This window comes from Labrenzia sp. OB1, assembly GCF_001624695.1.
GTDB lineage: Bacteria > Pseudomonadota > Alphaproteobacteria > Rhizobiales > Stappiaceae > Roseibium.
The window spans coordinates 233,485-256,777 of record NZ_JSEP01000002.1; the positions used below are offsets into that span (position 1 = coordinate 233,485).

Below are 23,293 nucleotides of genomic sequence, written 5' to 3' on the forward strand. Positions count from 1 at the left end.
CGCTAACAAAAATCCGCGGTCATTCCGGACGGTCTGCAGCCACAGCTCCATGGCCAGAGCCGGAATCCAGACATATTCTACGCCGTAGGCGCTCTTTGAATTGTTATTTTTCCGAGACTTGTTTTGCTTTTGTGCTCGCTCACGTTCGCGCCGATGCACTGGATTCCGGAGCTGCGCGCAGCTTTGCTGCCCTTGTCCAGAAAGACGCGTGAAGGTTTTTAACAAACACAACCCCCGCCGAAGCGGGGGCTAGATGCTTATCGGACTGATCAATCCCTGACCAGCGCCAGCTTCATCTCAACGGGTGATCACCACGAAATCCGTGCCGAGACCGGTATTGCGTGTGAAGCTCCGGTCGGTGATCGTGAGCGACGTGCCCGGCGTCAGCATCTTCGCAAGGTCCGTTGCAACCTTGTCCGACATCTCGATGCGGTCGAGAATGCCGGCCGGCGCACCGCCACGCCCGCCCTCGGCGGAAACGGCGATCCACTCGACGGACCCATCGCCCGGCTTGAAATCGAGGGCTGTGAAGACATGCGTGCCCATTTCCCGGCCGAGATCCTTCACGCTCACCGGAGCCGAGTAGATGTCGCGGAACTTGCGGCGCACGCGCAGCATGGCGTTTTGAGGTGCCTCGTAACCGGCTTCGGCGCGAATGCGCGCCTCGAGAGCGTCGGTGATCTGACCGGTGACCGGCAGATCCGCACCTTCCTGATAAAGACTGATGGCCGCACGGGTCTTTCGGCCCGGAACACCGTCAACGGGACCGGCCTTGAAGCCCATACGGTTGAGAAGATCCTGCAGGACCTTGACCCGGCCCGGCTGCTTCTGCGGTGTGATGATCATGCGCAGCGGCTGGTCGAAGTCCGGATTCTCCGGCTGGATCAGCGTCAGGGAGGCATTGAGTTCCGTTTCCCGGATCGCCCCGCGCAGGGCCGGATCGGCTTCGATGGTCCGGTTGGAAAGGCTCGCGACTTCCGTTGCGGGCGCAAAGGGCTGCGGCAGGACCGAGTGAGACACGTGGACAGGATCGGTGGACCCCCGAGTGACGACCACATGCATTCCACGATCCGTCATGCCGTAGAGTGACTTGGCGAAGTTTCGCGGCAACCGGATGCAGCCATGCGAGGCCGGACGGCCGGGAAGCCTGCCGACGTGCATCGCGACACCGGACCATGTCAGCCGCTGCATGAACGGCATCGGTGCGTTGTCGTAGAGGTTGGAAAAATGCTTGCGGCGCTTTTCAAGAATGGAAAAGACGCCGGTCGGCGTGCTGTGCCCGCGCTTGCCGGATGAAATCGGTGAGGTCTCGATCAGGTCGAGGCCGCGATAGACCCTGATCTGCTGGTCGTCCAGCGAGACCAGCATATGCAGCGGCGGCTGCGAAGCTTCACCCTGATCCACCGCAGGCGCGGCATCGCGCGCCATCGCGCCCGACAAGGCAGTGACCGAGAAGAACGCGGCGCCTGCAAGGCTCACAAACGCGCCCGCTCGCCGTTTCCGGGTATAAATCTTATCAAACAACATTCCAGAGCTCCCCAACGCAAAAACTCTTAAAGCTCGATTCAAATTCTAATCGTCACGTATGTAAATCAGGTTAGGAAACAAGGTTACCCATTGGTTTCCTTTACTGTTCCCTCCAAAGTTCCACATTATCCGGGTTTGGGCTGTTATTCACATCACAAAATGTAAGGAATCCATCGCATTCGCCAAAATGCCGTACTCCCTGCAGCCAAAAGGCCTGACTGACGGTGTGGATTGTCCCGAGCATGCGGGCTTTCTCAGCCCTTCATGCCATCCTGAAAAACGACAGCTTCCCCTTTCGAAGGGTCCACCAGTTCCCCCTCCCACATCACACGCTGTCCACGGACCAGGGTGCCGACCGGCCATCCGGTGACCTGTTTGCCGTCATAGGGCGTCCAGCCGCATTTGGAGGCAATCCACTCGTTGCGAATGGTTTCCTTGCGCTTGAGATCGACAACGGTGAAATCCGCGTCGTATCCGAGCGCTATCCTGCCCTTGAGTGCTGTCTGGAAGAGGCGGGCCGGGCCGGCACTGGTCATGTCGACAAACCGGGCAAGTGAGAGGTGGCCGGCATTGACGTGATCCAGCATGATGGGGACAAGCGTCTGCACGCCGGTCATGCCGGAGGGCGATGCCGGATAGGGTTTCTGTTTTTCTTCCAGAAGGTGCGGGGCGTGATCGGACCCGAAAATGTCCAGCAGGCCCTGCTGCAAGCCCCACCACAGGCGTTCAGAGTGGCGCGGCGCGCGAACTGGAGGGTTCATCTGCACCAGTGTCCCCAGACGATGGTAGGCCTCGTCGGTCAGGGTCAGGTGATGCGGAGTGACCTCGATGGAGGCGACATCCTTGTGGTCGATCAGGAAATCGACCTCCTCGGCGGTAGACAGATGCAGGATGTGGATCCTGGCACCGGTTTCACGGGCAATCGCGACCAGCCTCTGCGTGCATTTCAGCGCGGCGATCTCGTCGCGCCAGACAGGGTGTGATGCCGGGTCGTTCTCGACCCTTTCGCCCATGCGCTCACGCAGGCGGAACTCGTCTTCCGAATGAAAGGCGGCCCGGCGGCGGGTGACGGACAAGATGTCCCTGACGCCCCGGTCGTCTTCCACCAGTAAGTCTCCGGTGGATGAACCCATGAACACCTTGATCCCGGCAGCACCCGGCAGGCGCTCTAGGTCGGGAATGTCCGCAACATTCTCCCGCGTGCCGCCGACCCAGAAGGCGAAGTCGCAATGCATGCGGTGATGACCGCGCCGGACCTTGTCGGCCAGCGCCGCCTCGGAGGTCGTCAGCGGATTGGTATTCGGCATTTCGAAGACGGCCGTCACACCGCCCATCACGGCGGCACGCGATCCCGATTCCAGATCTTCCTTATGATCAAGGCCCGGCTCGCGGAAATGCACCTGGGTGTCCATCACACCCGGCAGGACGTGCAGCCCCGTGCAATCGACCACCTCGCCCGCCTGGGCGCCATCGAAAGAGCCTATCCCGGCAATACGCCCATCCCTGACGGCAACGTCGCGCAGACCCTCGCCATCCTGATTGACTACGGTTCCACCCTTCAGGATCAGGTCATAGGTCGCGCTCATGAGGCTCCTCCGGCATTTGTCTCGGGACTGTTTTTTCAGCTTCCCCGGGCTTATACGCGGCCCCTGTCAAAAGAACCAGATGCTGGACAGGAATTCCAAATCTTGTCCGATCAGGGCAAAGTGACTATCTGGAACCGAGATCCCGCACTCATGTCTTTAGGAATGCCTTGTGCCCTCACCGACCTTCGCTCACCTGACCGACCGCGCCCTGATCCGGGTCTCCGGCCCCGACACGCATCATTTCCTGCAGAATCTGATCACTGCGGATCTGGACTCCGTCGACCGGACCGGCGCAGGATCGGCGGCTCTGCTGACACCTCAGGGAAAGATCCAGTTCGATTTCCTGATCTACAGGGCCGATGAGGCCTATTTGCTCGATGTGCCTGGCGCCGCGGCGCCGGATCTTCTCAAGCGCCTCACGTTCTACCGGTTGCGCGCCAAGGTGGATCTGGAGCAGCTCGGAGGCCAGACAGGTGTTTTCGCAATCTGGGACGGCACTGCCGAACCGGCGGACGCGGACCTCACGGTCACCGATCCGCGTCTGCCTGCTCTTGGCATGCGATCGGTCGGCCCCATCACGATGCCCTCCGGACCGGCAGCAGAGCAAAGCGATGTTGCCGCCTACGATGCTCACCGCATCAGCCTCGGGGTACCGGAAGGGCTGAAGGACTACGACTATTCGGACATCTTTCCGCATGACGCGGATCTCGACCAGCTCAACGGCGTCTCGTTCAGGAAGGGCTGTTTTGTCGGTCAGGAAGTCGTCTCACGCGTCCAGCATCGCGGCACCGCCCGCAAGCGGTTTCTTCCTGTGGAAAGTTCAGATGCCCTGCCCGGCAAGGGAGAGGCTGTCACGGCCGACGGCAAAAGCGTGGGCACGCTCGGCTCCAGTGCCGTGGTTGCGGGAAAGACCGTCGCTCTGGCGCTGCTGCGTCTTGACAAGGTTGCCCAGGCCAAGGAAAACGGCAGCCCTCTTCAATGCGGCGAGGCGGAGCTTCAGGCCAGGCTTCCCGACTGGGCGGCCTTCACCTGGCCGGAACCGACCAACGCGGCCTGAACCGCGCGAAAAACGAGGACCGATGCCCTCCGCCCCTTCCGATCCTCCGCCCCGTGCATGGCAGCGCATGCTGTCCGGCAGGCGCCTCAACCTGCTGGACCCTTCGCCGCTGGATGTCGAGATTTCAGATATCGCACACGGACTGGCGCGGGTGGCGCGCTGGAACGGTCAGACCTACGGCGATCATGCGTTTTCCGTTGCCGAGCATTCGCTGATCGTTGAAGATATCGCGCTGATGCTGAAGCCCGACCTGCCGCCGCACTGGCGCCAGGCCGTACTGTTGCACGATGCGCCGGAGTATGTGATCGGAGACATGATCTCCCCCTTCAAGGCAGTCATCGGCGAAGCCTACAAGGGTGTCGAGGCGCGCTTGCAGGCAGCGATCCACCTGCGCTTCGGCCTGCCCGCGGAAATTCCCCAGGCTATCAAGAAACTGGCGAAACGGGCGGACATCATCTGTGCCTATTTCGAGGCGGTGGAACTTGCCGGTTTTGAGGAAAAGGAAGCGGCGAAGATCTTCGGCAAGCCGCGCGGTTTTCCGCTGAACAGCGAAGGCAAACTCCATTTCGGACTGGAACCCCAGCCCGTTGCCAGGGCACAGCAGAGGTTCATGAAACGCTTCGAGGAGATCGAGGCGCTGCGCGAAGCTGGGAACAAACACAAAAGCACGCGCGCAGGCGGGTGACCTCAGCAGCGAATGACCCTAGTTTATTGGCAGAGAAGATTAACCTGGTTGTTCAATGCTGCATGTTTGTTCCCTGTCCAAATTGCCCGAAACGATCTCGGCGACTGGTGCAAGATCCCTTGTCACCCTGATCAATGCCGAGATGGAGGTGCCCACGCCGGCAGGAATTGCACCGGACAGGCACCTGTTTCTGGCGTTCAACGACATTGTCTCACCGGTTGACGGACTGATCCCGGCCAGCGAGCAGCAGATCGGCGATTTCGTTGCCTTCATCCGCGCCTGGGACAGGCAGGCACCTCTCGTGATTCACTGCTGGGCGGGCATCAGCCGGTCGACGGCCGGAGCCTATGTGGCGGTCTGCGCACTCAACCCGGATGCCAACGAGCACCATCTGGCCGCTCTGTTACGCGAACGGTCTCCCTCGGCAACCCCCAACGCACGCATCGTCGCAATGGGGGACAGGCTGCTCGGGCGGGAAGGCCGCATGATCGATGCGATCCGCGGCATCGGGCGCGGCGCAAATGCTTACGAAGGTGTACCATTTGAATTGCCGCTCGACTGACGAGTAACCGGGAGAGACCATGCCGCACCGGCAAGCCAGTATTGAGATCGGACTGAACGCCGTCATCGTTTCCGTGGCCGGAGGCATGCCGCAGATCGTCCATGTGAACGATACGGATGACCGTGCTCTCGACAGCCTGCCCTTCGGCCCCTTCGACCCGATCCACCACAGAACCTTCGAGATCGGCCTGCGGTCGTGGGTGGAAAACCAGACCGCGCTGCGGCTCGGCTATGTGGAACAGCTTTATACCTTCGGTGACCGTGGACGCCACCGGTTGTCCGGAGACGAGGGCCCGCATGTTGTCTCGGTCGGCTACCTGGCGCTGACGCGGCAGACACCGGACTCCGAAAGCATGCTTGCCAGACACAACTCCGCCTGGCGCTCCTGGTATGACTATTTTCCCTGGGAAGACTGGCGCACAGGCCGCCCGGCCCTGCTGGACAAGGAGATCCTTCCGTCCCTCGACAGTTGGGCGCACGACCCGCCGGGCGCGGGCGAAGCGCCGAAACCTCTCAGTCGCAGCGAGCGCATTCGCCTCGCCTTCGGGACCGGAAGCACAAGCTGGGACGAGGAGCGCGCACTGGAGCGCTATGAACTTCTTTATGAAGCCGGGCTCGTTCTTGAGGCTCGGCGGGACGGTCGGCCGGCGGCCCTGGCGCGTGAAACGCTGCCGTTTCTCGGTGCGGCGATGCACTTCGATCACCGCAGGGTGCTGGCTACCGCGATTACCCGGCTGCGCGGCAAACTGAAATACCGGCCTGTGATCTTCGAGCTGATGCCGGAAACCTTCACGCTGACGGAGCTGCAGAATTCCGTCGAGGCAATTTCCGGACGGCATCTGCACAAGCAGAATTTTCGCCGCCTGGTGGAAAATGCCGACCTGGTGGAACCGACCGGGGCAACATCCACGGCCACTGGAGGACGTCCCGCGGCCCTGTTCCGCTTCCGCCACCAGTTGATGAGCGAACGCCCGGCTCCGGGATTGCGGGTCGGCGGACGCTGACTGCCCCATTCCGGGCCGTATTTCGCTGCTGCATGGTTATAAGTACTTAAGGTTATTAACCATAATTCTCTCACTTTCGTGAAAAGTTCCACGAAATTCCTCGAATTCTTCGTCCATTAACGCTCTTTCAAGGTTAAGCGCACATCTTCAATTCTAGTGTTGCCGTTAACACGGCGTTGGCACGGGTCATCCGGCGTTTCGGGATGATATGTACCGAGTTGGAGTTGGCTGCGTATGTCTGGCCCTAAATCCCGCAACAAAAAGCGGTTTTCTCATAACGTGACACAAGAATACGGCCCGGTCCGAGCGCGTATGCGCCGGCTCAAACGCATGCTTGTTGCCTGCCCGCTGATCTATCTGGGCCTCGCCGGCAGCGTCGGTCAGCAGGATATATTCGCGCTCATCAATGACCGCGGCAACGAAACGCCGCGCTGGATGATGTCGCTTGAACCGGCGAATTTCACGTCGAAACTCACCCCGCAACTGGCACTTGGAACGACACCGCCGCCGAGCCTGGCCAGCACGCCGGTACTGACGCTGACATCCGCCGACATGGGATTTGAGACCAGGCCCCTCTACGGCCTGCAGGACGTGGCCGACAGCGTGCGCCCCACGGAACTTCCGAACAGGATCGTCACCAGTAAGTCCAGCAAGGGCGACAGACTGATCTCGGTGGCGCCCGACTGGCAGACGGTCGAAATGGCCTCCGGCAACGTCTATGCCATGTCGAGCATGATTTCGTCCGGGGAGCAGCATCAGGACATGCCCCGCGTGTCCTTTGTGAAGGCGCACCCGCTCAATTCCCGGGAAACCGACAATCTTCTGGCGAAAGCCAGGAAGGACGGCCTGCTTGAAGACGGTCCGCTGGACCTGCAGAAGGTGATGATGGCGCGCAATGCCGCTGCCGCCAGCTTCTCACTCGTTTCCGCCTATGCCCCCGAAAGCGTCAGGGAAACGAAAGAGCCGTTCGACGCGTTGTTCGGTTCCGCCAAATACGAGCAGGAGCTGCCGCCGCCGGAAGATCCGGATAACCCGCACTGGTGGGCGCAAAAACCCCTTCCCCTGTCCGTCAGCGAGAAGAAGGAACAGCGCTGCCTTGCGGAAGCCATTTATTTCGAGGCCCGCGGCGAAAGCGAAGAAGGTCAGGTGGCCGTTGCCCAGGTGGTCCTGAACCGGGTGAAGAACCCGTCCTATCCGAATTCGATCTGCGGTGTCGTCTACCAGAACCGCCACAAGCGCAACCGCTGCCAGTTCTCCTTCGCCTGCGACGGCATCAAGGACCGGATTTCCAGTCCGATCGCCTGGAAAACCGCGCAGCGGCTGGCAAGGGAAGTTCTGGACGGCAAGCAGTATCTGAAGATGGTCGATGCCTCCACCCACTATCACGCGACCTATGTGAACCCACGCTGGGCCAAATCCATGGCCAAACGCGGTCAGGTCGGCGAGCATATTTTCTACAAGACCTTCGCGGGTGGCTGGAACTAAACCATGTCGCGTTCAAGCGTCTTCCTGGTTTCAGGAAGGCGCCCGAGGCAGCGTTTGAATGGCAAATGCGTTCGGGCGATTTCCTGAATTCAATTCAATGCGGCATGCTCGAGAGCGAAACTGAATAACTGTTTTCGCGTGACCATAAGAACATGGAACATTGGGGTAATTCACAACATGTCCGGAATCGGGCATGGTGCGGACGCGTTTCAAAGAAACGCATGAACGGCGCGACCCATCCCGGGGCGCCGGAGTGACCCATCGAAGGATCGTTTCATGATTTTCCGCATAATTCTCGCAGCAGCCATCACCCTTTTCGCCGCGTCCCCGGCCCTGGCGCACCTGGACCCGTCCGAACACGGTTCTTTCGCCGCCGGGTTCAGCCACCCGATTTTCGGCACGGACCATGTTCTGGCAATGATCGCCGTCGGTCTCTGGGCCGCCCTCCTGGGCGGCCGGGCGATCTGGCTTCTGCCAAGCGCCTTTGTCGGCGCCATGCTCGCCGGCTTCGCGCTGTCGGTCTCCGGCCTTCCGCTGCCCTATGTAGAGCCGGTCATCCTGACGTCCGTGATCGTGCTCGGCGTGGCGGTCGCGCTGGCTCTGCAATTGCCCCTCGGGGCATCGGCTGCGCTGGTCGCGGTATTCGGTCTCTGCCATGGTCACGCCCACGGCGGTGAAATGGGAGCGGCGGGTGCGATCGGCTATGCCGCCGGTTTCGTTCTCGCCACGATCCTGCTCCATGCCGCGGGCCTGCTGATCGGTTACGGGGCGAATATCGCCACCCGCAATGACCCGGCCTGGGCAAGACGCATCATCCGCAGCCTCGGCGTCCTGACGGCTATTGGCGGATTGTACCTGGCAGCAGGCTGATCAGGATATTTCGATATCCAGTCCGAGATCCAGAACCGGAGCCGAGTGGGTGATCCAGCCAGAGGAAATCAGGTCCACTCCGGCTTCGGCGACTGCCTTGACGGTGTCCAACTCGATACCGCCGGACGCCTCCAGAAGAACTCTGCCATCTGCAATTTCAACGGCCTTCCTGAGGACTTCGGGCGGCATGTTGTCGAGCATGACCACATCCGGGCTGGCCGTCAGCGCTTCCTGAAGCTGCTCCAGCGTATCGACTTCCACCTCGATTTTCACAAGGTGCCCGGCGAAAGCCTTCGCGGCTTCGACAGCCTTTACAACGCCGCCTGCCACAGCGATGTGATTGTCCTTGATCAGGATCGCATCATCCAGCCCGAAGCGGTGATTGGTGCCGCCGCCGCATCTGACAGCGTATTTTTCAAACGCCCGCAAACCGGGGGTCGTCTTGCGGGTGCAGACGATATCGGCTTTTGTGTGCGCGATCAGGTCGGCGAAGCGGGAGGTCGCCGTCGCGATACCCGACAGGTGACCGAGATAATTAAGCGCGACGCGTTCGGCCGACAGCAGCGCCCGCGCCGGCCCTTCGATACGGGCGACGATCTCTTTGACGGACAGGCGGTCGCCGTCCTGTCGGACAGCTTCAAAACGCAAGTCCGAATCGGTCTGCCGGAAAGCACTTTCGGCAAATCCCAGCCCTGCCAGAACACCCGGTTTGCGGGCCGCAACGACGGCCGTCGCCCGGGCGCCGGAGGGAAGCGTTGCCTGGCTGGTCACGTCTCCGGCGCGGCCCCAGTCCTCGAACAGGGCGGCCTTGACCGCGTCATCGATCATCAATTGCGGCAGATGCGGCAGGTTTTTGCGGGTCATGAACCTCTCCGCTCAGGCGGTTTCCAGAGCCTCGGCAGTGACCGCCTCGACCTCTTTCAGTGTGGTGTAGGAACGTCTGGCCTGAGCCGGATCTTCATCGGGGAAATCCTTGCGGAAATGTCCGCCTCGGCTTTCCTGGCGCTTGAGGGCAGCGGCGGTGATTATTTTGCCGGTCACCATCATGTTCCTGATGGACTGGCGCACGCAGATCCTTTCCGCGCCGGCGATTTCGGCCAGAGCGGTTTTCAGACCATCCGCGTCCCGCATCACCCCGACATTTCTGGCAAGGGTATCGCGCAAGGTCGTGATTGCCTCACGCTCTTCCGTATTGCGCCGGCTCGGCAGGCTCGGCTCTTCGTCCATCTCGTTCCAGTAGGCACTGCGCGGAGTGGGCATGAGGCCCTGAATGTCCTCAGCGATACGTGCCGCGAACACAACGGCTTCCAGCAGCGAGTTGGAGGCCAGCCGGTTGGCGCCATGCGCCCCGGTGGAGGCGACTTCTCCGGCCGCCCAGAGGCCATCCAGAGAAGTGCGGCCGTTGGCGTCGGTCAAAACCCCTCCCATGTGATAGTGCTCGGCAGGTGCGACCGGAAGCAGTTCATTCGAGGGATCGATGCCGGCCGAATTGGCCGCGGCAAAGACCGTCGGGAAGTCTTCCTTGAATTTCGCACCAATAGCCTCGCGACAATCCAGATATGCGCCCCGGCCCTCGGCGATTTCCTTGTGGATCGCACGGGCGACTATGTCGCGCGGAGCCAGTTCCAGATCCGGATGAACGCCTTGCATGAACCGGTCGCCGGCCTTGTTGACCAGCGTCGCGCCTTCACCGCGCAGGGCTTCCGTTGCCAGAGGGGCCGGATCCTTGCCGACATCCAGCGCCGTCGGGTGAAACTGGACAAATTCGGCGTCGGCGATCACCGCGCCGGCTCGGGCCGCCATGGCAAGGCCATGACCGTTCGCCTCATGCGGATTGGTCGTCAGGCCAAAAAGGTGGCCGACGCCGCCGGAGGCCAGCACAACAGCCTTCGCCGGAAAGGCAAGACGCTCGATACCGCCACGCTTGCGGGCCAGGACGCCGGTAACATACCGGCCCTCACCAAGGAAACTTTCGCCGATATACCCTTCCAGCACGCGAATGGAGGGGGCCTTTCGCACGGCGGCGATAAGCGCGTCCATGATCGCCCTGCCGGCCATGTCGCCGCGCACGCGCACGACGCGGCTCTGGGAGTGGGCTGCCTCACGGGAAAACTTCAACCGGCCTTCAAGATCATGGTCGAACGGAACGCCGTATGACAGCAGATCATGCACCCGGGCGCTGCCCTCGCGGGTCATCTGCTCGACGATTTTTTCTTCGCAAATGCCGCAACCGGCGGCCAGCGTATCGTCGCGGTGTTTTTCAACCGAATCCTGTTCGGAGATGGCCGCGGCGATCCCGCCCTGAGCCCAGGCGGAGGATGCGCCTTCCCCGATAGGTGCATTGGTGATCACCGTGACCGGGCGCGGACTGAGTTTCAGCGCGCAGAACAGTCCGGCGAGACCGCCCCCCAATATGACAACGTCATCCACATCCTTGCCCAGGTAGGCAGGTGCGAAATCCTCTTGCGAGACGGCCATGGGATACATCCTGGAAAAGGGCCGGGCTTTGCCCGAAGGACTTCCGGGCGCAAGTCGCCCGGAAGGAGACACGTTGTGCGGTTTAGACCAACCGGGATCAGATTTTCAAGTTGATCATCCGCTCGACGGCGGTGCGAGCCCTGTCGGCGACGACGGGATCGACGACAACTTCCTCTTTCATCTCGACCAGAGCGTCAAGAATCTTGTCCAGCGTGATCCGCTTCATGTGCGGGCACAGATTGCAGGGACGGATATAATCGACACCCGGCGTTTCGCTGGCAATGTTGTCAGCCATGGAGCATTCGGTGATCATCATCACCTTTTCGGGCTTGCGGGTCTTCACCCAGTCGATCATATGCGCCGTGGAGCCTGCGAAGTCGGCTTCGGCCACCACCTCCGGCGGGCACTCGGGATGTGCGATGATCTTCACGTCCGGCTCGATGGTGCGGTAATCACGCAGTTCCTTCGCCGTGAAGCGCTCGTGCACCTCGCAAGCGCCATCCCAGACCAGCACTTCAACATCGGTCTTGTTGCCGATATTGGCGGCCAGATATTTGTCCGGAACGAGGAACACCTTGTCGACGCCGAAGCTCTCCACCACCTGCAGGGCGTTGGAAGAGGTGCAACAGATATCGCATTCCGCCTTCACTTCGGCGGAAGTGTTCACATAGGTGATGATCGGCACACCCGGGTTGCGCTCACGCAGAGCGCGCACGTCCGCGCCGGTGATGGATTCAGCCAGCGAACAACCTGCCCGCATGTCCGGAATGAGCACCGTCTTCTCCGGGCTGAGGATCTTCGAGGTTTCCGCCATGAAGTGCACGCCGCACTGAACGATCACCTCGGCGTCCGTCCGCGTCGCCTCGATGGCGAGCTGCAGGCTGTCGCCGAAGATATCGGCCACGCCATGGTAGATATCCGGCGTCATGTAGTTATGCGCCAGAATGACCGCGTTGCGTTGCTTCTTCAGCACATTGATCGCATGGATCGTCGGCGCCAGCGCCGGCCATTCGATCGCGGGGATGATGTGTTTGACTTTCTGATAGATCGGCGCGGTTGCTTCCGCAACTTCGGGCGTATAGCGCAGGTCCGGGCGGTCCACTCTGCCGTACCGGTCCAGGGCGGTCAGCCCATTTGCGATCGGAGCGCCAACGGGAACGGATGTCTGGGCAATGGTCATGACGACCTCCCTCTTGTTTGCGGCTCCAACCAGAACCGGTTGGTCCGCGCCGTTATTATACTCAATTTGAGCATATTAGATTCAAAAGAAAACGGGCACATCGGCCCACACCCTTTTGCTCTTTCAGAGCTTATATAATAGTCACACGGTTAAAAATCCATCACTTTCGTAAACTTTCTGACATCAAACCATTTTCTCCTTTCTTTTAAGTTACTTATGGGAATTCAAACGACTCCCTTCCGGCTCGACAGAAAAATGCGTTGGAAGCGGGCGCACCGAAATCATTCATTCCCGACGTTGATGTATCGATCAAAATTACGCGTTTGGCGAAACTCCAGCACCCGCGTATTTTATCGTAAGTTCACGATGAGAGACTTTCCATGACTGCCGAAGAAACAACCGGACGCACCGGCCCGAACATTCCGCTCGTTATCGCCTGCGGCTGTCTGATCGCATTGATTTCCTTCGGACCCCGATCCGCGATGGGCCTGTTCTTTCAGCCGATGACGGAAGCCCGGGACTGGAGCCGCGAGTTGTTCGCGCTCGCGCTCGCCATCCAGAACCTGCTTTGGGGCGTCGGACAGCCGATCGCCGGAATGATGTCGGACCGCTTCGGCACCTGGAAGACGATGACACTCGGCACCGTCCTTTATGCCTCCGGCCTCCTCCTGATGATCGATGCCCAAAGCGCCGTCGCGCTGCATGTGTCCGCGGGTGTGCTCATCGGGCTGGGTATTGCCTTTTCCTCCTTTTCGCTGGTGCTTGCCGCTTTCGGGCGGGCCGTGACGCCGGCGCAGAGATCGCTTGCCTTCGGCATCGGCACGGCGTCCGGGTCGCTCGGCCAATTCCTGTTCGCCCCGATGGGCGGCGCGCTGATCGCAAATATCGGCTGGCAGGACACGCTGATCGTCTTTACCGGACTTATCGCCCTCATTCCCTTTCTCGCCATCGCGCTCAGGGGAAAGTCGGAGCTTCCCAAGGACAGCAATCCGGCGAACGAACAGAAGCTGACATCGGCGATGGCGGAGGCCTTCGGCACCCGTGGTTTCATTCTGCTGACCTTTGGCTTCTTCGTCTGCGGTTTTCACGTGGCCTTCATCACGGTTCACCTGCCGCCTTATATCGCCGATCTTGGTCTCGACCCGTCCTGGGGGGCAACGGCAATCGCACTCATCGGTCTGTGCAATGTCGCCGGGTCGCTGATTTCCGGATATGTCGGCGGGCGCTATTCCAAGCCACTGCTCCTGTCGGCGATCTATATCAGCCGGTCAGTCGCGATTTTTGCCTTCATCATGCTGCCGGTCACCCCTTTCTCGGTACTGGTCTTCGCCGGGGTCATGGGGCTCCTGTGGCTGTCCACCGTGCCGCCGACATCCGGGCTGGTCGCGGTCATGTTCGGCCCGCGCTACATGGCGACACTGTTCGGCTTCGTCTTCCTTTCCCACCAGATCGGCGCCTTCCTCGGCGTCTGGCTGGGGGGCAAGCTCTACGACGAAACCGGATCCTACGACGGCATCTGGTGGCTGGGAATCGTCCTCGGCATCTTCGCGGCTGTCGTCCACTGGCCGATCGAGGAAAAGCCGGTGGCAAGGCTGGCGCAGCAGGCGGCTGAATAAGGCAGGTCGGACGAAAAAGAATTTGTCTGGAAGGGCACGGGGTTTCGAGAGGGCCGATACCCCGCGCACTCCAATGGCAGCTCAGTAAAATTCCACCGGATTAACCGGCTACCTTGGAAAAGTCCGCCACGACATGGGTCGCGTCGCGGATTTCGGCGAGGAGCTGCAAGCGGTTCATGCGCAGGGCAGGATCGTCGGCATTCACCAGAATATCCTCGAAAAACCTGTCGACCGGCGCCCGCAATCTGGACAGCGCTTCCATCGCGCCTTCGAAGTCCTCGGCTTTCACCGCCTCGGCAGCTTCCGCTCGTGCGGTATCGATTGCGGCGGCCAGATCAATCTCGGCCTGCTCCTGAAAATGATCGGCGTGCGGCTTGCCCGTGACCGGGGCAGCGTCTTTCTTTTCCTCCGCACGCAGAATGTTGACCGCGCGCTTGTAGCCGGCCAGCAGGTTCACGCCGTCGTCGGAAGAAACGAACTTTCCGAGAGCCTCGACGCGCCGGACAACCATCAGCAGATCGTCCTGGCCTTCGAGGGCGAATATCGCATCGATCAGGTCGTGGCGTGCGCCCTCGTCCTTCAGGTGAACCTTCAGGCGATCGGCGAAGAAAGAAAGCAGATCGGCAACGAGCGCAGACGGATCGCCGAGCTGGACCTGATGCAGGCCGGAGGCCGAGAGAATGCTCTTGCCCAGATTGATCCGCAGGCCGTTCTCCAGAACGATCCGGATGATGCCAAGAGCCGCGCGGCGCAGCGCGTAAGGATCCTTGGAACCGGTGGGCTTTTCGTCAATCGCCCAGAACCCGGCCAGCAGGTCGAGTTTTTCGGCCAGCGCGACCGCGACAGCGACCGGGTCCGTGGGCACGGTGTCGCTCGGCCCCTGCGGTTTGTAATGCTCTTCAATCGCCGTGGCGACGGACGCATCCTCGCCCTGCGCAGCCGCGTAGTAGCGGCCCATCAGGCCCTGCAGTTCCGGGAATTCGAAAACCATGTGCGAGACCAGGTCGGCCTTGGCCAGTTCCGCGCCGCGTCTCGCCTTGGTCTGATCGGCGCCGACGAGGGGAGCCAGTTCGGCGGAGAGCGCGATCAGGCGCTTCACCCGTTCGCCGACACTGCCGAGCTTTTCGTGAAATTTCACGTCATCGAGTTTCGGCAGATTATCTGACAGTCTGGATTTCAGGTCCGTGTCCCAGAAGAAACGCGCATCGGACAACCTTGCCCGGATTACCTTCTCGTTGCCGGCGACAATCATCTTGCCGCCATCCTCGGCAACAAGGTTCGACACAAGCGCGAACCTGTTGGCAAGGCGTCCGGTGGTCGGGTCCCTGAGGACAAAGCACTTCTGGTTGACCCGAATGGTGAGCTGAATGCATTCGTCCGGGATCGTCAGGAAGTCCTCGTCGAAACTGCCGGTCAGCACCACGGGCCACTCGACGAGGCCCGCAACTTCCTCAAGAAGTCCCGGATCCTCAACGAGGTCGAGGCCCAGCGCCAGCGCCCGGTCCTTGGCGTCGTGGAGAATGATTTCCTTCCGGCGGTCCGCATCCAGCACCACCTTGTGCTTTTCAAGTCCGGTCGCGTAGTCGTCGAAACGGCGGACGCTGAAAGCCTCATTGGCCAGGAAGCGGTGGCCGAATGTTGTCTTGCCCGACTGAATGCCGTCGAACTCGAACGGCACGACATCCGGATCTTCCGTCTCCGGCCCGAAGGTCGCGATGATGGAATGCAGCGGACGCACCCAGCGGGTTGAGGTCGATCCCCAGCGCATGGATTTCGGCCACGGAAAATTGCGCAGGATGGCGGGCATGAATTCGGCAATGATGTCGATGGCGGGACGGCCCGGCTTTTCGATCACCGCCACATAGAAATCGCCCTTTTTAGGGTCGTTCTGGATTGACGCTTCTTCCAGCGAGGAAAGACCGGCGCCGCGCAGAAAGCCCTCGACGGCCTTTTCCGGAGACCCGACGCGCGGTCCCTTGCGTTCTTCGCGGGTTGCGGCCGAGCCGGACGGAACGCCCGCCACATGCAGCGCCAGACGCCGCGGCGTGGCGAAAGCCTTGGCGCCTTCATAAGGAAGGCCGGCCTCCACCAGGGCGTTGGTGACAAGGGATTTCAGATCTTCGGCCGCCTTGCGTTGCATACGGGCCGGAATTTCTTCGCTGAACAGCTCAAGCAGAAGATCGGGCATGAAGATTATGGCCTTCGGTCTTGGCGGGACGCCACGTAAAATGGGTTGCGCGTCCGTTACCAAGTCATTGCCGTCTTGTCACCCCTTTTCCCGTCCTGACGGGCGGCACCTCAGCACGTCTCCATGTTCCGTTACCTGCAAATCCGATTTCACCCTTCATCAACAAATACATGCAAAGTTCAGTGAAAGTCTAACTTCAGACCACCTCAGGATCAGGACCGTGATGAAACGAAATATTTCGCTCAGTCATTACATAACACGATCCCTAGTTGCTTTATTTCTGATAGCAACTGTCATTTATGCCAGTGTTTTTATCTTACCCGAGCTTCTTCCCTCACCCTATTCCGACCACCGCTACCGCTCCTTTGAAATCGGAGCGGGTCTGCTGATCAGCGCCGCCATTCTTGGATTGATCTATGTCGCGAGCGCCATGTTGCGGATGCGCAAGGAACTCAACGCGCGCTCGTTTGCACATTCCGAAGCGCTGACGCTTGCTCTGCACGATCCGCTGACGGGCCTGCCCAACCGGCGGCGTCTTCTGGAAGCGTTCGACGACCTGAGCAACAACCTGGCACCCGACCGTTTCCGGACGGTCATGATGCTCGACCTTGACGGCTTCAAACCCATCAACGACGTTTACGGCCACGCATTCGGGGACACTCTTCTGACCAGCTTCGCCAACAGGCTCATGCAGACCGTCGGCAAGGATGGTATCGTGGCGCGCATTGGAGGCGATGAATTCGCTATCGTGTCACCGGTTTTCGGCAACAAGGCAGAAGCCTCCGGATTCGCGCGGCGCGTTCTCACGCATATCGGCAGGCCCTTTGACCTGGGGGGCAGACAGGTTTCTATCGGGGCCTGCATCGGCATTGCCCTTTATCCTGACGACGGGCATGCCATAACCGAGCTTTTGCGCCGGGCCGATATCGCCCTTTACAGGGCCAAGTCGTCCGGACGCTGCACCTATCGGTTTTTCGAGGTGGAGATGGATGCCTCGATCCTGCACCGAACCCTTCTGGAGCAACGGCTGCGCCAAGCGATCCCGAAAGATGGGATCGACGTCCATTTTCAGCCGATCATGGACATGGAAACAGGCCGGATTGCCGGATTTGAGGCCCTTGCGCGCTGGACAGACAGCGATTTTGGTGAGGTTCCGCCGCTGCAGTTCATTTCGATCGCCGAGGACTGTGGCGTTATCTTCGATCTGACCCGGAACCTGCTGGCGCGCGCCTGCACCGCCGCGAAGGCCTGGCCCGACGACGTCTACCTGTCCTTCAACCTGTCGCCGGTGCAACTTCAGGATCCGTCCCTGTCAAACCAGATCGTCTCCATTCTGGAAGAACACGCGTTTCCTTCCACGCGACTGGTTCTGGAGATTACCGAAACCTCGCTGCTGAAGAACCCGGTTTCGGCACACCGGATCCTGACGGAACTGACCGAGGCAGGCGTGTCGATCGCACTGGACGATTTCGGGGCCGGTCATTCCAGCCTGAGTTACCTGCGCGATCTTCCAATCCGCAAAGTCAAAATCGACAGGTCCTTTACCGAACGCATGCTGACCGACAAGCAATGCGCCGCCATTGTCGAGGCCATCCTTGTTCTGTCCAGAGGTCTCGACATCGACGCAATCGCGGAAGGTGTGGAGGAAAGCGCCATTCATCAGGCGCTCTCGGCGGGCGGCTGCCACTTCAGCCAGGGCTTTCTGTACGCCTCGGCCGTCAGTGCGGAAGACGCCTCCGGGTTCTTGAGCGCACAGTCGGGAGGCCAGCTGCTGTTTTCTGAACAAGCCGGTCCGGCCTGAAGCGCCCCACCGGGCACGTCGGCCCGAGAAGCCATCAGCCGCCCAGGAACAGCAGAATGATAAGCGCGTTCGCCAGATCGACAAAAAACGCGGACACCAGCGGCAGGATCAGGAACGCCTGCGTCGCCGGGCCGTAGCGCTTGGTCACCGCAGTCATATTGGCGATGGCTGTGGGCGTCGCCCCAAGGGCGAAGCCGGCAAAGCCTGCTCCGAGAACCGCAGCGTTGTAATCCCTGCCCATGAGCGGAAAGACCGCCAGAATGATGAACAGTGCGGCGATGACAATCTGCATGAACAGGATCAGCAGCATCGGTCCGGCAAGTCCGGCGAGGGTCCAGAGCTGCAGACTCATCAGCGACATGGTCAGGAAGATTCCAAGCGCCAGATCGGAGATCACCGCAAGCGACTGCGATCCCGCAGGCCAGGTCATGTTGCGGAAAACCAGAGGCACGGAGTTGGACAGGACGATGCCGCAGAACAGGCAGGCGACAAAGACCGGCAGATCCAGACCGATACCGGCCACCAGAGCTTCCTGAAGCCCGACACCGAGCGCGATTGCGATATTCAGCACCAGCAGGGAGCGCATCAGTCCTGTATGTGTCACCCGGGCATCCGCTTCGCGATCGGTCTCGATACCGATAATGGGCGCTTCCTTGGGGCGGCCGGGATCCGGCTTCGCTCCTCTATTCTCGATCAGGTAGTTCCCGATAGGTCCCCCCAGCAGACTTGCAGCGACAAGGCCGAGCGTTGCGGTGGCCGCGCCGATCTCCACTGCACCGACAACGCCGTAGTCGGCCACAAGCTTCGGGCCCCAGGCAATCGCCGTACCGTGTCCGCCGACGAGGGAAATCGTTCCGCCCAGAAGACCAAAACCAACCGGCAACCCCAGCACCGCCGCGATCGACGTGCCGACAACGTTCTGAAGCAGCATGTAGCCGACGGTCAGACACAGAAGGATCAACAGCGGTTTGCCGCCCTTGACCAGATCCCCGAAGCGGGCATTGAGCCCGATTGCGGTGAAGAAGCAGTAGAGCAGGTAATCCCGCGACTGCAGGGAGAAACTGATTTCAGTGTCGAGAACAAGGTAGACAATGAATGCCAGCCCAGCCACCAGCAGTCCGCCGGAAACCGGTTCGGGAATATTGTAGTGGCGCAAGAACGGGATTTTCTTGTTCAGCCGGACGCCGAGGAAATAGACCAGGATCGCCAGGTTGAAGCTTACGAATTCATTGAGCGGCAAAGCCTCTTCCGTCATCTTTCCACCTGTTTCCCGAACGGTTTGCGACAGCCGGCCTGTGCCTGTTCAATTCAACCGTCCCCGGTGGCAATATGCAAGCGCATTACCACCCGCCGCCGCCTCCCCCACCGCCGCCGCCACCGGAAAACCCGCCCGAGGATCCCGAACTGGAGGATTTGGGCGCGGGCAGCGACGAGCGGAAGGATCCCGCCATGGAACTTGCGGTCGAACCGATGCTGTCGGAGACATGGCGCGCGTCAAATGTCCGTCCCGAATACCAGTTCGGATGGTAGCTGGCCGCAGCGGCCGCTCCGGCCGCTGTCGCAAGCCAGCCTTCGAAGGCCTTCGCCCAGGGTTTTTCAACGCCCAGCGCGACCGCGTAGGGCAGAAGTTTCTCAAAATGACCGGTGCTCATATCGGGAGCGTCCGCCATGTTGAGACGGTCCTTTTCAGCGACGTTCAGATAGAGCTTGAGACCCTCGATCTTATCGAGCGCCTGACGGCCCAGCACCGTCGGAGCCCCCATAAGGAAAAAGAACAGGATATTCAGCGCGCCCAAAGCCACCGCAATGAACGGAAAGATCGGAACGCTTTTAAAACCGCCGGTAACATGAAACGCACCGGCCCCTGCCGCGGACATGGCAACGCCGAAAATTCCGAAGATTATCGCCATGCGCAACTTCATGCCGGACAGGCGAAAAGCGGCCTTTCCGATTGTCACGGATGCCAGCGAAGCAAAGATGGAAAACACCATGAAGATGATGACGAATTCGGACTGATCCCGCTGCAGCTGCCCGTAGACGAGCAGGGCGGCAATTGTCGCGATGCTCACGAGGACGCCCGGGATGAGAAAGAGCCTGTTGGATTTGAAAAAGACGTTGCGGCTTTCCTTTTCGATGGCTGCGCGGAATTTCGACCCAAGCGCCAGGATCGACGTGCCGTTGCCCTTGTCGAGTGTCAGCGGACTGCCGCGCCCTTTCAGATAGCTTTCCAGGGCAGCCTCCCCTTTCGGAAGCCCGAAGCCGGGAATTCGGTCTTCCGGCTGGTGCTTGTTCAATTCCAGGGTCATGTCCCCGTCGTTTTCCTCCAACCGCAGGCGCTTCTTGACTGCAAGGTTGAGGCAGGCAGCCGACAGCGCCACCCAGCCGCCGTCGGAAAAACCGCGGTTCGAGATATAGGCGCCAAGAGCTGGTGAAATCCCGGCAGGTGGCTCGAACCTGGGGAACACAACGCCCCGCTGCGGATCCCGCCCGACGAAGAACCAGGCGAGAAGATAGTAGAGAAGGCCCAGGCCGATGCCGCCGGCGCCGATCAGTTCGGTTCGGTAGTCACTCAGGAAGTAGCGGAACTGTTCGGCTTCAGAGGGAGGCGTGATTGCGCCCTTGGGCAAATTGACGACAACCGTCAGACCCGAATAGTACCATAGGGGTTTTGTGGTGGTGAAAATCACCTCTCGCCCGTCTTCGGCGGTATGGGTCGTGAAATCCTGTCCGGTTTCACCGTATGCGCCGGTAAAGCCGCTCCAGCCTGTGGCCTTGACACCTTTCGGCAACACGACCCGGGCGATGACCTTTTCTATGGGAAAGGCCCACTCATTGCCGGTGGCGTTCCAGTAAACCTCGTCGTGATCCTCGAAAAAACGGATCTGCCGATCGGTTTCATATTTGATTGAGTAGGTGTAATCGCCGGGCTTCAGCAGCACGTGATCTTCACCGACATAGATGCGGACTCCATTGCTGTTGCGCCGGGTGAAATGCGGCGCCGGGCGGCCGTCCTGCGTCACGGAAAGCAGCTTGAAGCCGACTTCGTAGAGCCGGCCGTTCGGCCCTTCCGCCATCAGCGGGAAATCCCGGAAGATTCCCCGTTCGATCTTGTCGCCCTCCGCCCTGACCGTGATCGTCTCCGTGACTGTCAGGATGCCGTCGTCGGCAACCTCCACATTCGAGACATAGCGTTTTATCACCTCGTCTGCACGGGTGATGGCCCCTCCGGCGACAACGAAAAACAGCACAGCGAATACGCATGCAAAAATACGGAAAAAAATCATGTGAAGGTCTCCCGGGACCTGAAAAATCTTAAAATGCGACCTTGGGCACGGCTCTTACGGCTTCGTCCTCGATCTCGAAATAGTCTGCTTTTTCAAATTTGAAGCGGTTAGCGATCAGGTTGGAGGGGAAACTCTCCACCGCCACGTTCAGCCCGCGGACAGCGCCGTTGTAATAGCGCCGAGCCATCTGGATGGCGTTTTCAATTTCGTCCAGAGACTGGTGCAGGTCGGAAAAATTGCTGCTGGCCTTCAGGTCAGGATAGGCCTCCGCCACCGCAAAAAGCCTGCCCAGCGCAAGGGAAAACTGCCCTTCCGCCTCAGCGCGGCCGGCGACGTCGTCCCGGGGCAGCGAGCTGACACGCGTGCGCAACTCGGTGACCTTGTCCAGTGTTTCCGTTTCGTGACTGGCGTAGCCTTTCACGGTTTCCACCAGATTGGGAACGAGATTGGACCGGCGCTTGAGCTGGACATCTATGCCACTCCAGCCTTCCTGCACCATCTGCCGTTTCCGGACGAGACCGTTGTAAAGAACGATTGCGAAGACCGAGAGCGCGATCAGAAACGTAAGAATGAACCAGGTAAACATGAGACCCTCCGAGAAATTCGCGCGAAGGCTACTCACTGCCTCCGGACTTGTCATCCTGTTCTGAGGCTTTGTCCGGATTCAAACGACAAACTGTAATCTGCGACACGCCCTGTCCGATTATCCGGCGGCCTGATTGTCATAGCCGACACCGCCGGCTTCCGTTTCCAGGAAAGCGGCACCGCAGGCCTTGGCAAGTTCGCGCACCCGCAGGATGTAACTCTGGCGTTCGGTGACTGAGATCACGCCGCGCGCGTCAAGCAGGTTGAACGCGTGGCTCGCCTTGATGCATTGGTCATAGGCGGGCAATACCACCTGATGCACATTCGCCCCGGCCGCCTCGCGCGCCCTGGCGCCCGCATCCAGCAGCGCCTTGCATTCGGTTTCCGCGTCCTTGAAATGCCGGAACAGCATTTCGGTATCCGCATGTTCGAAATTGTGCCGGGAATATTCCTGCTCGGCCTGCAGGAAGACATCGCCATAGGTGATCTTTTCAGCGCCCTGCCTGCCGTTGTAGTTGAGCTCATAGACGTTATCGACGCCCTGGATGTACATGGCCAGGCGTTCCAGACCGTAGGTAAGCTCACCCGACACCGGCGCGCATTCAAAACCAGCCACCTGCTGGAAATAGGTAAACTGGGAGACTTCCATGCCGTCGCACCAGCATTCCCAGCCGAGACCCCAGGCACCGAGGGTCGGGCTTTCCCAGTCGTCCTCGACGAAGCGGATGTCATGCACCTTGGGGTCAAGCCCGATGGCGTACAAAGAGTTCAGGTAGAGGTCCTGAAGATCCGGCGGAGACGGCTTGAGGATCACCTGGAACTGATAATAGTGCTGCAGCCGGTTCGGGTTCTCACCGTAGCGGCCGTCGGTCGGGCGGCGGGACGGCTGGACATAGGCCGCCTTCCACGGGCGCGGGCCGAGAGAGCGCAAGGTGGTGGCCGGATGAAACGTACCGGCGCCGACTTCCATGTCATAGGGCTGAAGAACGACACATCCCTGATCGGCCCAATAACGCTGCAGGGTCAGGATCAGGCCCTGGAAGGAATTTTCCGGACGCATATGCGCCGGGAGGGTTTCGCTCGACATGAAAGACTTCCGCAAATGTGCCGGCCGGTGAGACAGGAACCGCCGTTTCGGGGCGAGAGGTGCCACGATGCGCGCAGAAGGTCAAGACAGGCGGGGCCAGTGCTGCTCATTGCCGCCTGCCCGTGATCCGGTGCTCCGTCTCAGCGCACACCGCTACCTTTCGACGATACAGGATTGACGGCGCCGCGGCCGGCACGTATCAAGCGGCTTCGGTATCAGACACCTGCCGCCCGCGGACGTTGCTGTCCTGGTGAAGTTCTGGCTTTGACGACCTTTTCTGCTCCATGCATTTCGTGCTG

The 23,293-nt window shown here is 60.4% G+C and carries 18 protein-coding genes; 8 read left to right on the top strand and 10 right to left on the bottom strand.

Translation table 11 applies throughout. The annotated features are described in order from the left end of the window. Positions 1-297: 297 nt before the first annotated feature. Positions 298-1,527 (bottom strand): L,D-transpeptidase, encoded by a 1,230-nt coding sequence (locus tag OA90_RS03370; protein WP_082836816.1) that lies wholly within the window; start codon positions 1,525-1,527, stop codon positions 298-300. 254 nt (positions 1,528-1,781) lie between these two features. Beyond that, on the bottom strand, positions 1,782-3,113 hold the full coding sequence (locus OA90_RS03375; RefSeq protein ID WP_068407145.1) for a dihydroorotase: 1,332 nt from the start codon (positions 3,111-3,113) through the stop codon (positions 1,782-1,784). Positions 3,114-3,282: 169 nt separating this feature from the next. Between OA90_RS03375 and OA90_RS03380 the strand changes: the two genes are divergently transcribed. The 6 genes from OA90_RS03380 to OA90_RS03405 all read left to right on the top strand — a co-directional run bounded on the left by OA90_RS03380 (position 3,283) and on the right by OA90_RS03405 (position 8,775). Continuing rightward, positions 3,283-4,170 carry a folate-binding protein YgfZ gene (locus OA90_RS03380; protein ID WP_068407148.1) on the top strand — a complete coding sequence of 296 codons (888 nt, stop codon included), beginning with the start codon at positions 3,283-3,285 and terminating at the stop codon, positions 4,168-4,170. A 22-nt stretch (positions 4,171-4,192) separates the two neighbouring features. Then, on the top strand, positions 4,193-4,855 hold the full coding sequence (locus OA90_RS03385; protein ID WP_068407150.1) for an HD family hydrolase: 663 nt from the start codon (positions 4,193-4,195) through the stop codon (positions 4,853-4,855). A 55-nt stretch (positions 4,856-4,910) separates the two neighbouring features. Beyond that, positions 4,911-5,417 (top strand): protein-tyrosine phosphatase family protein, encoded by a 507-nt coding sequence (locus OA90_RS03390; RefSeq protein WP_068407154.1) that lies wholly within the window; start codon positions 4,911-4,913, stop codon positions 5,415-5,417. Positions 5,418-5,436: 19 nt separating this feature from the next. Further along, positions 5,437-6,420 (top strand): NAD regulator, encoded by a 984-nt coding sequence (locus tag OA90_RS03395; protein WP_068407157.1) that lies wholly within the window; start codon positions 5,437-5,439, stop codon positions 6,418-6,420. Positions 6,421-6,732: 312 nt separating this feature from the next. Further along, entirely contained in the window at positions 6,733-7,905 is a 1,173-nt protein-coding gene (locus tag OA90_RS03400; protein ID WP_244274528.1) for a cell wall hydrolase, read from the top strand. 276 nt (positions 7,906-8,181) lie between these two features. Continuing rightward, positions 8,182-8,775 (top strand): HupE/UreJ family protein, encoded by a 594-nt coding sequence (locus OA90_RS03405; protein ID WP_068407163.1) that lies wholly within the window; start codon positions 8,182-8,184, stop codon positions 8,773-8,775. Here the strand turns inward: OA90_RS03405 and nadC are convergent, their stop codons facing one another. From nadC to nadA, 3 genes are all read right to left on the bottom strand, one after another. Then, positions 8,776-9,639, bottom strand: coding sequence for a carboxylating nicotinate-nucleotide diphosphorylase (gene nadC, locus OA90_RS03410; RefSeq protein WP_068407168.1), 864 nt, complete (start codon positions 9,637-9,639; stop codon positions 8,776-8,778). It lies immediately after the preceding gene. Between the two features lie 12 nt (positions 9,640-9,651). Continuing rightward, positions 9,652-11,253, bottom strand: a complete 1,602-nt coding sequence (locus OA90_RS03415; protein WP_068407809.1) for an L-aspartate oxidase — start codon at positions 11,251-11,253, stop codon at positions 9,652-9,654. 97 nt (positions 11,254-11,350) lie between these two features. After that, positions 11,351-12,433, bottom strand: coding sequence for a quinolinate synthase NadA (gene nadA, locus OA90_RS03420; RefSeq protein WP_068407172.1), 1,083 nt, complete (start codon positions 12,431-12,433; stop codon positions 11,351-11,353). A gap of 380 nt (positions 12,434-12,813) precedes the next feature. On the opposite strand from nadA, the gene OA90_RS03425 reads away from it, so the two are divergent. Further along, on the top strand, positions 12,814-14,049 hold the full coding sequence (locus OA90_RS03425) for an MFS transporter (RefSeq protein WP_068407175.1): 1,236 nt from the start codon (positions 12,814-12,816) through the stop codon (positions 14,047-14,049). A 100-nt stretch (positions 14,050-14,149) separates the two neighbouring features. On the opposite strand, the gene glyS is transcribed toward OA90_RS03425, so the two are convergent. Further along, positions 14,150-16,237, bottom strand: a complete 2,088-nt coding sequence (gene glyS / locus OA90_RS03430; protein ID WP_068407178.1) for a glycine--tRNA ligase subunit beta — start codon at positions 16,235-16,237, stop codon at positions 14,150-14,152. A 223-nt stretch (positions 16,238-16,460) separates the two neighbouring features. Between glyS and OA90_RS03435 the strand changes: the two genes are divergently transcribed. After that, positions 16,461-18,038, top strand: a complete 1,578-nt coding sequence (locus OA90_RS03435; protein ID WP_156510369.1) for an EAL domain-containing protein — start codon at positions 16,461-16,463, stop codon at positions 18,036-18,038. A gap of 34 nt (positions 18,039-18,072) precedes the next feature. Here OA90_RS03435 and gltS read toward each other — a convergent pair whose 3' ends face one another. The 4 genes from gltS to OA90_RS03455 all read right to left on the bottom strand — a co-directional run bounded on the left by gltS (position 18,073) and on the right by OA90_RS03455 (position 22,994). After that, positions 18,073-19,293 (bottom strand): sodium/glutamate symporter, encoded by a 1,221-nt coding sequence (gltS, locus tag OA90_RS03440; RefSeq protein WP_068407181.1) that lies wholly within the window; start codon positions 19,291-19,293, stop codon positions 18,073-18,075. 85 nt (positions 19,294-19,378) lie between these two features. Further along, complete coding sequence (locus OA90_RS03445; RefSeq protein WP_068407183.1) at positions 19,379-21,322, bottom strand: DUF2207 domain-containing protein; 1,944 nt, start codon at positions 21,320-21,322, stop codon at positions 19,379-19,381. Positions 21,323-21,350: 28 nt separating this feature from the next. Next, a complete protein-coding gene (locus OA90_RS03450) occupies positions 21,351-21,908 on the bottom strand; it encodes a LemA family protein (RefSeq protein ID WP_068407186.1) in 558 nt (185 codons plus the stop codon). 117 nt (positions 21,909-22,025) lie between these two features. After that, positions 22,026-22,994 (bottom strand): glycine--tRNA ligase subunit alpha, encoded by a 969-nt coding sequence (locus OA90_RS03455; protein ID WP_208985952.1) that lies wholly within the window; start codon positions 22,992-22,994, stop codon positions 22,026-22,028. Between the last annotated feature and the right edge of the window lie 299 nt (positions 22,995-23,293).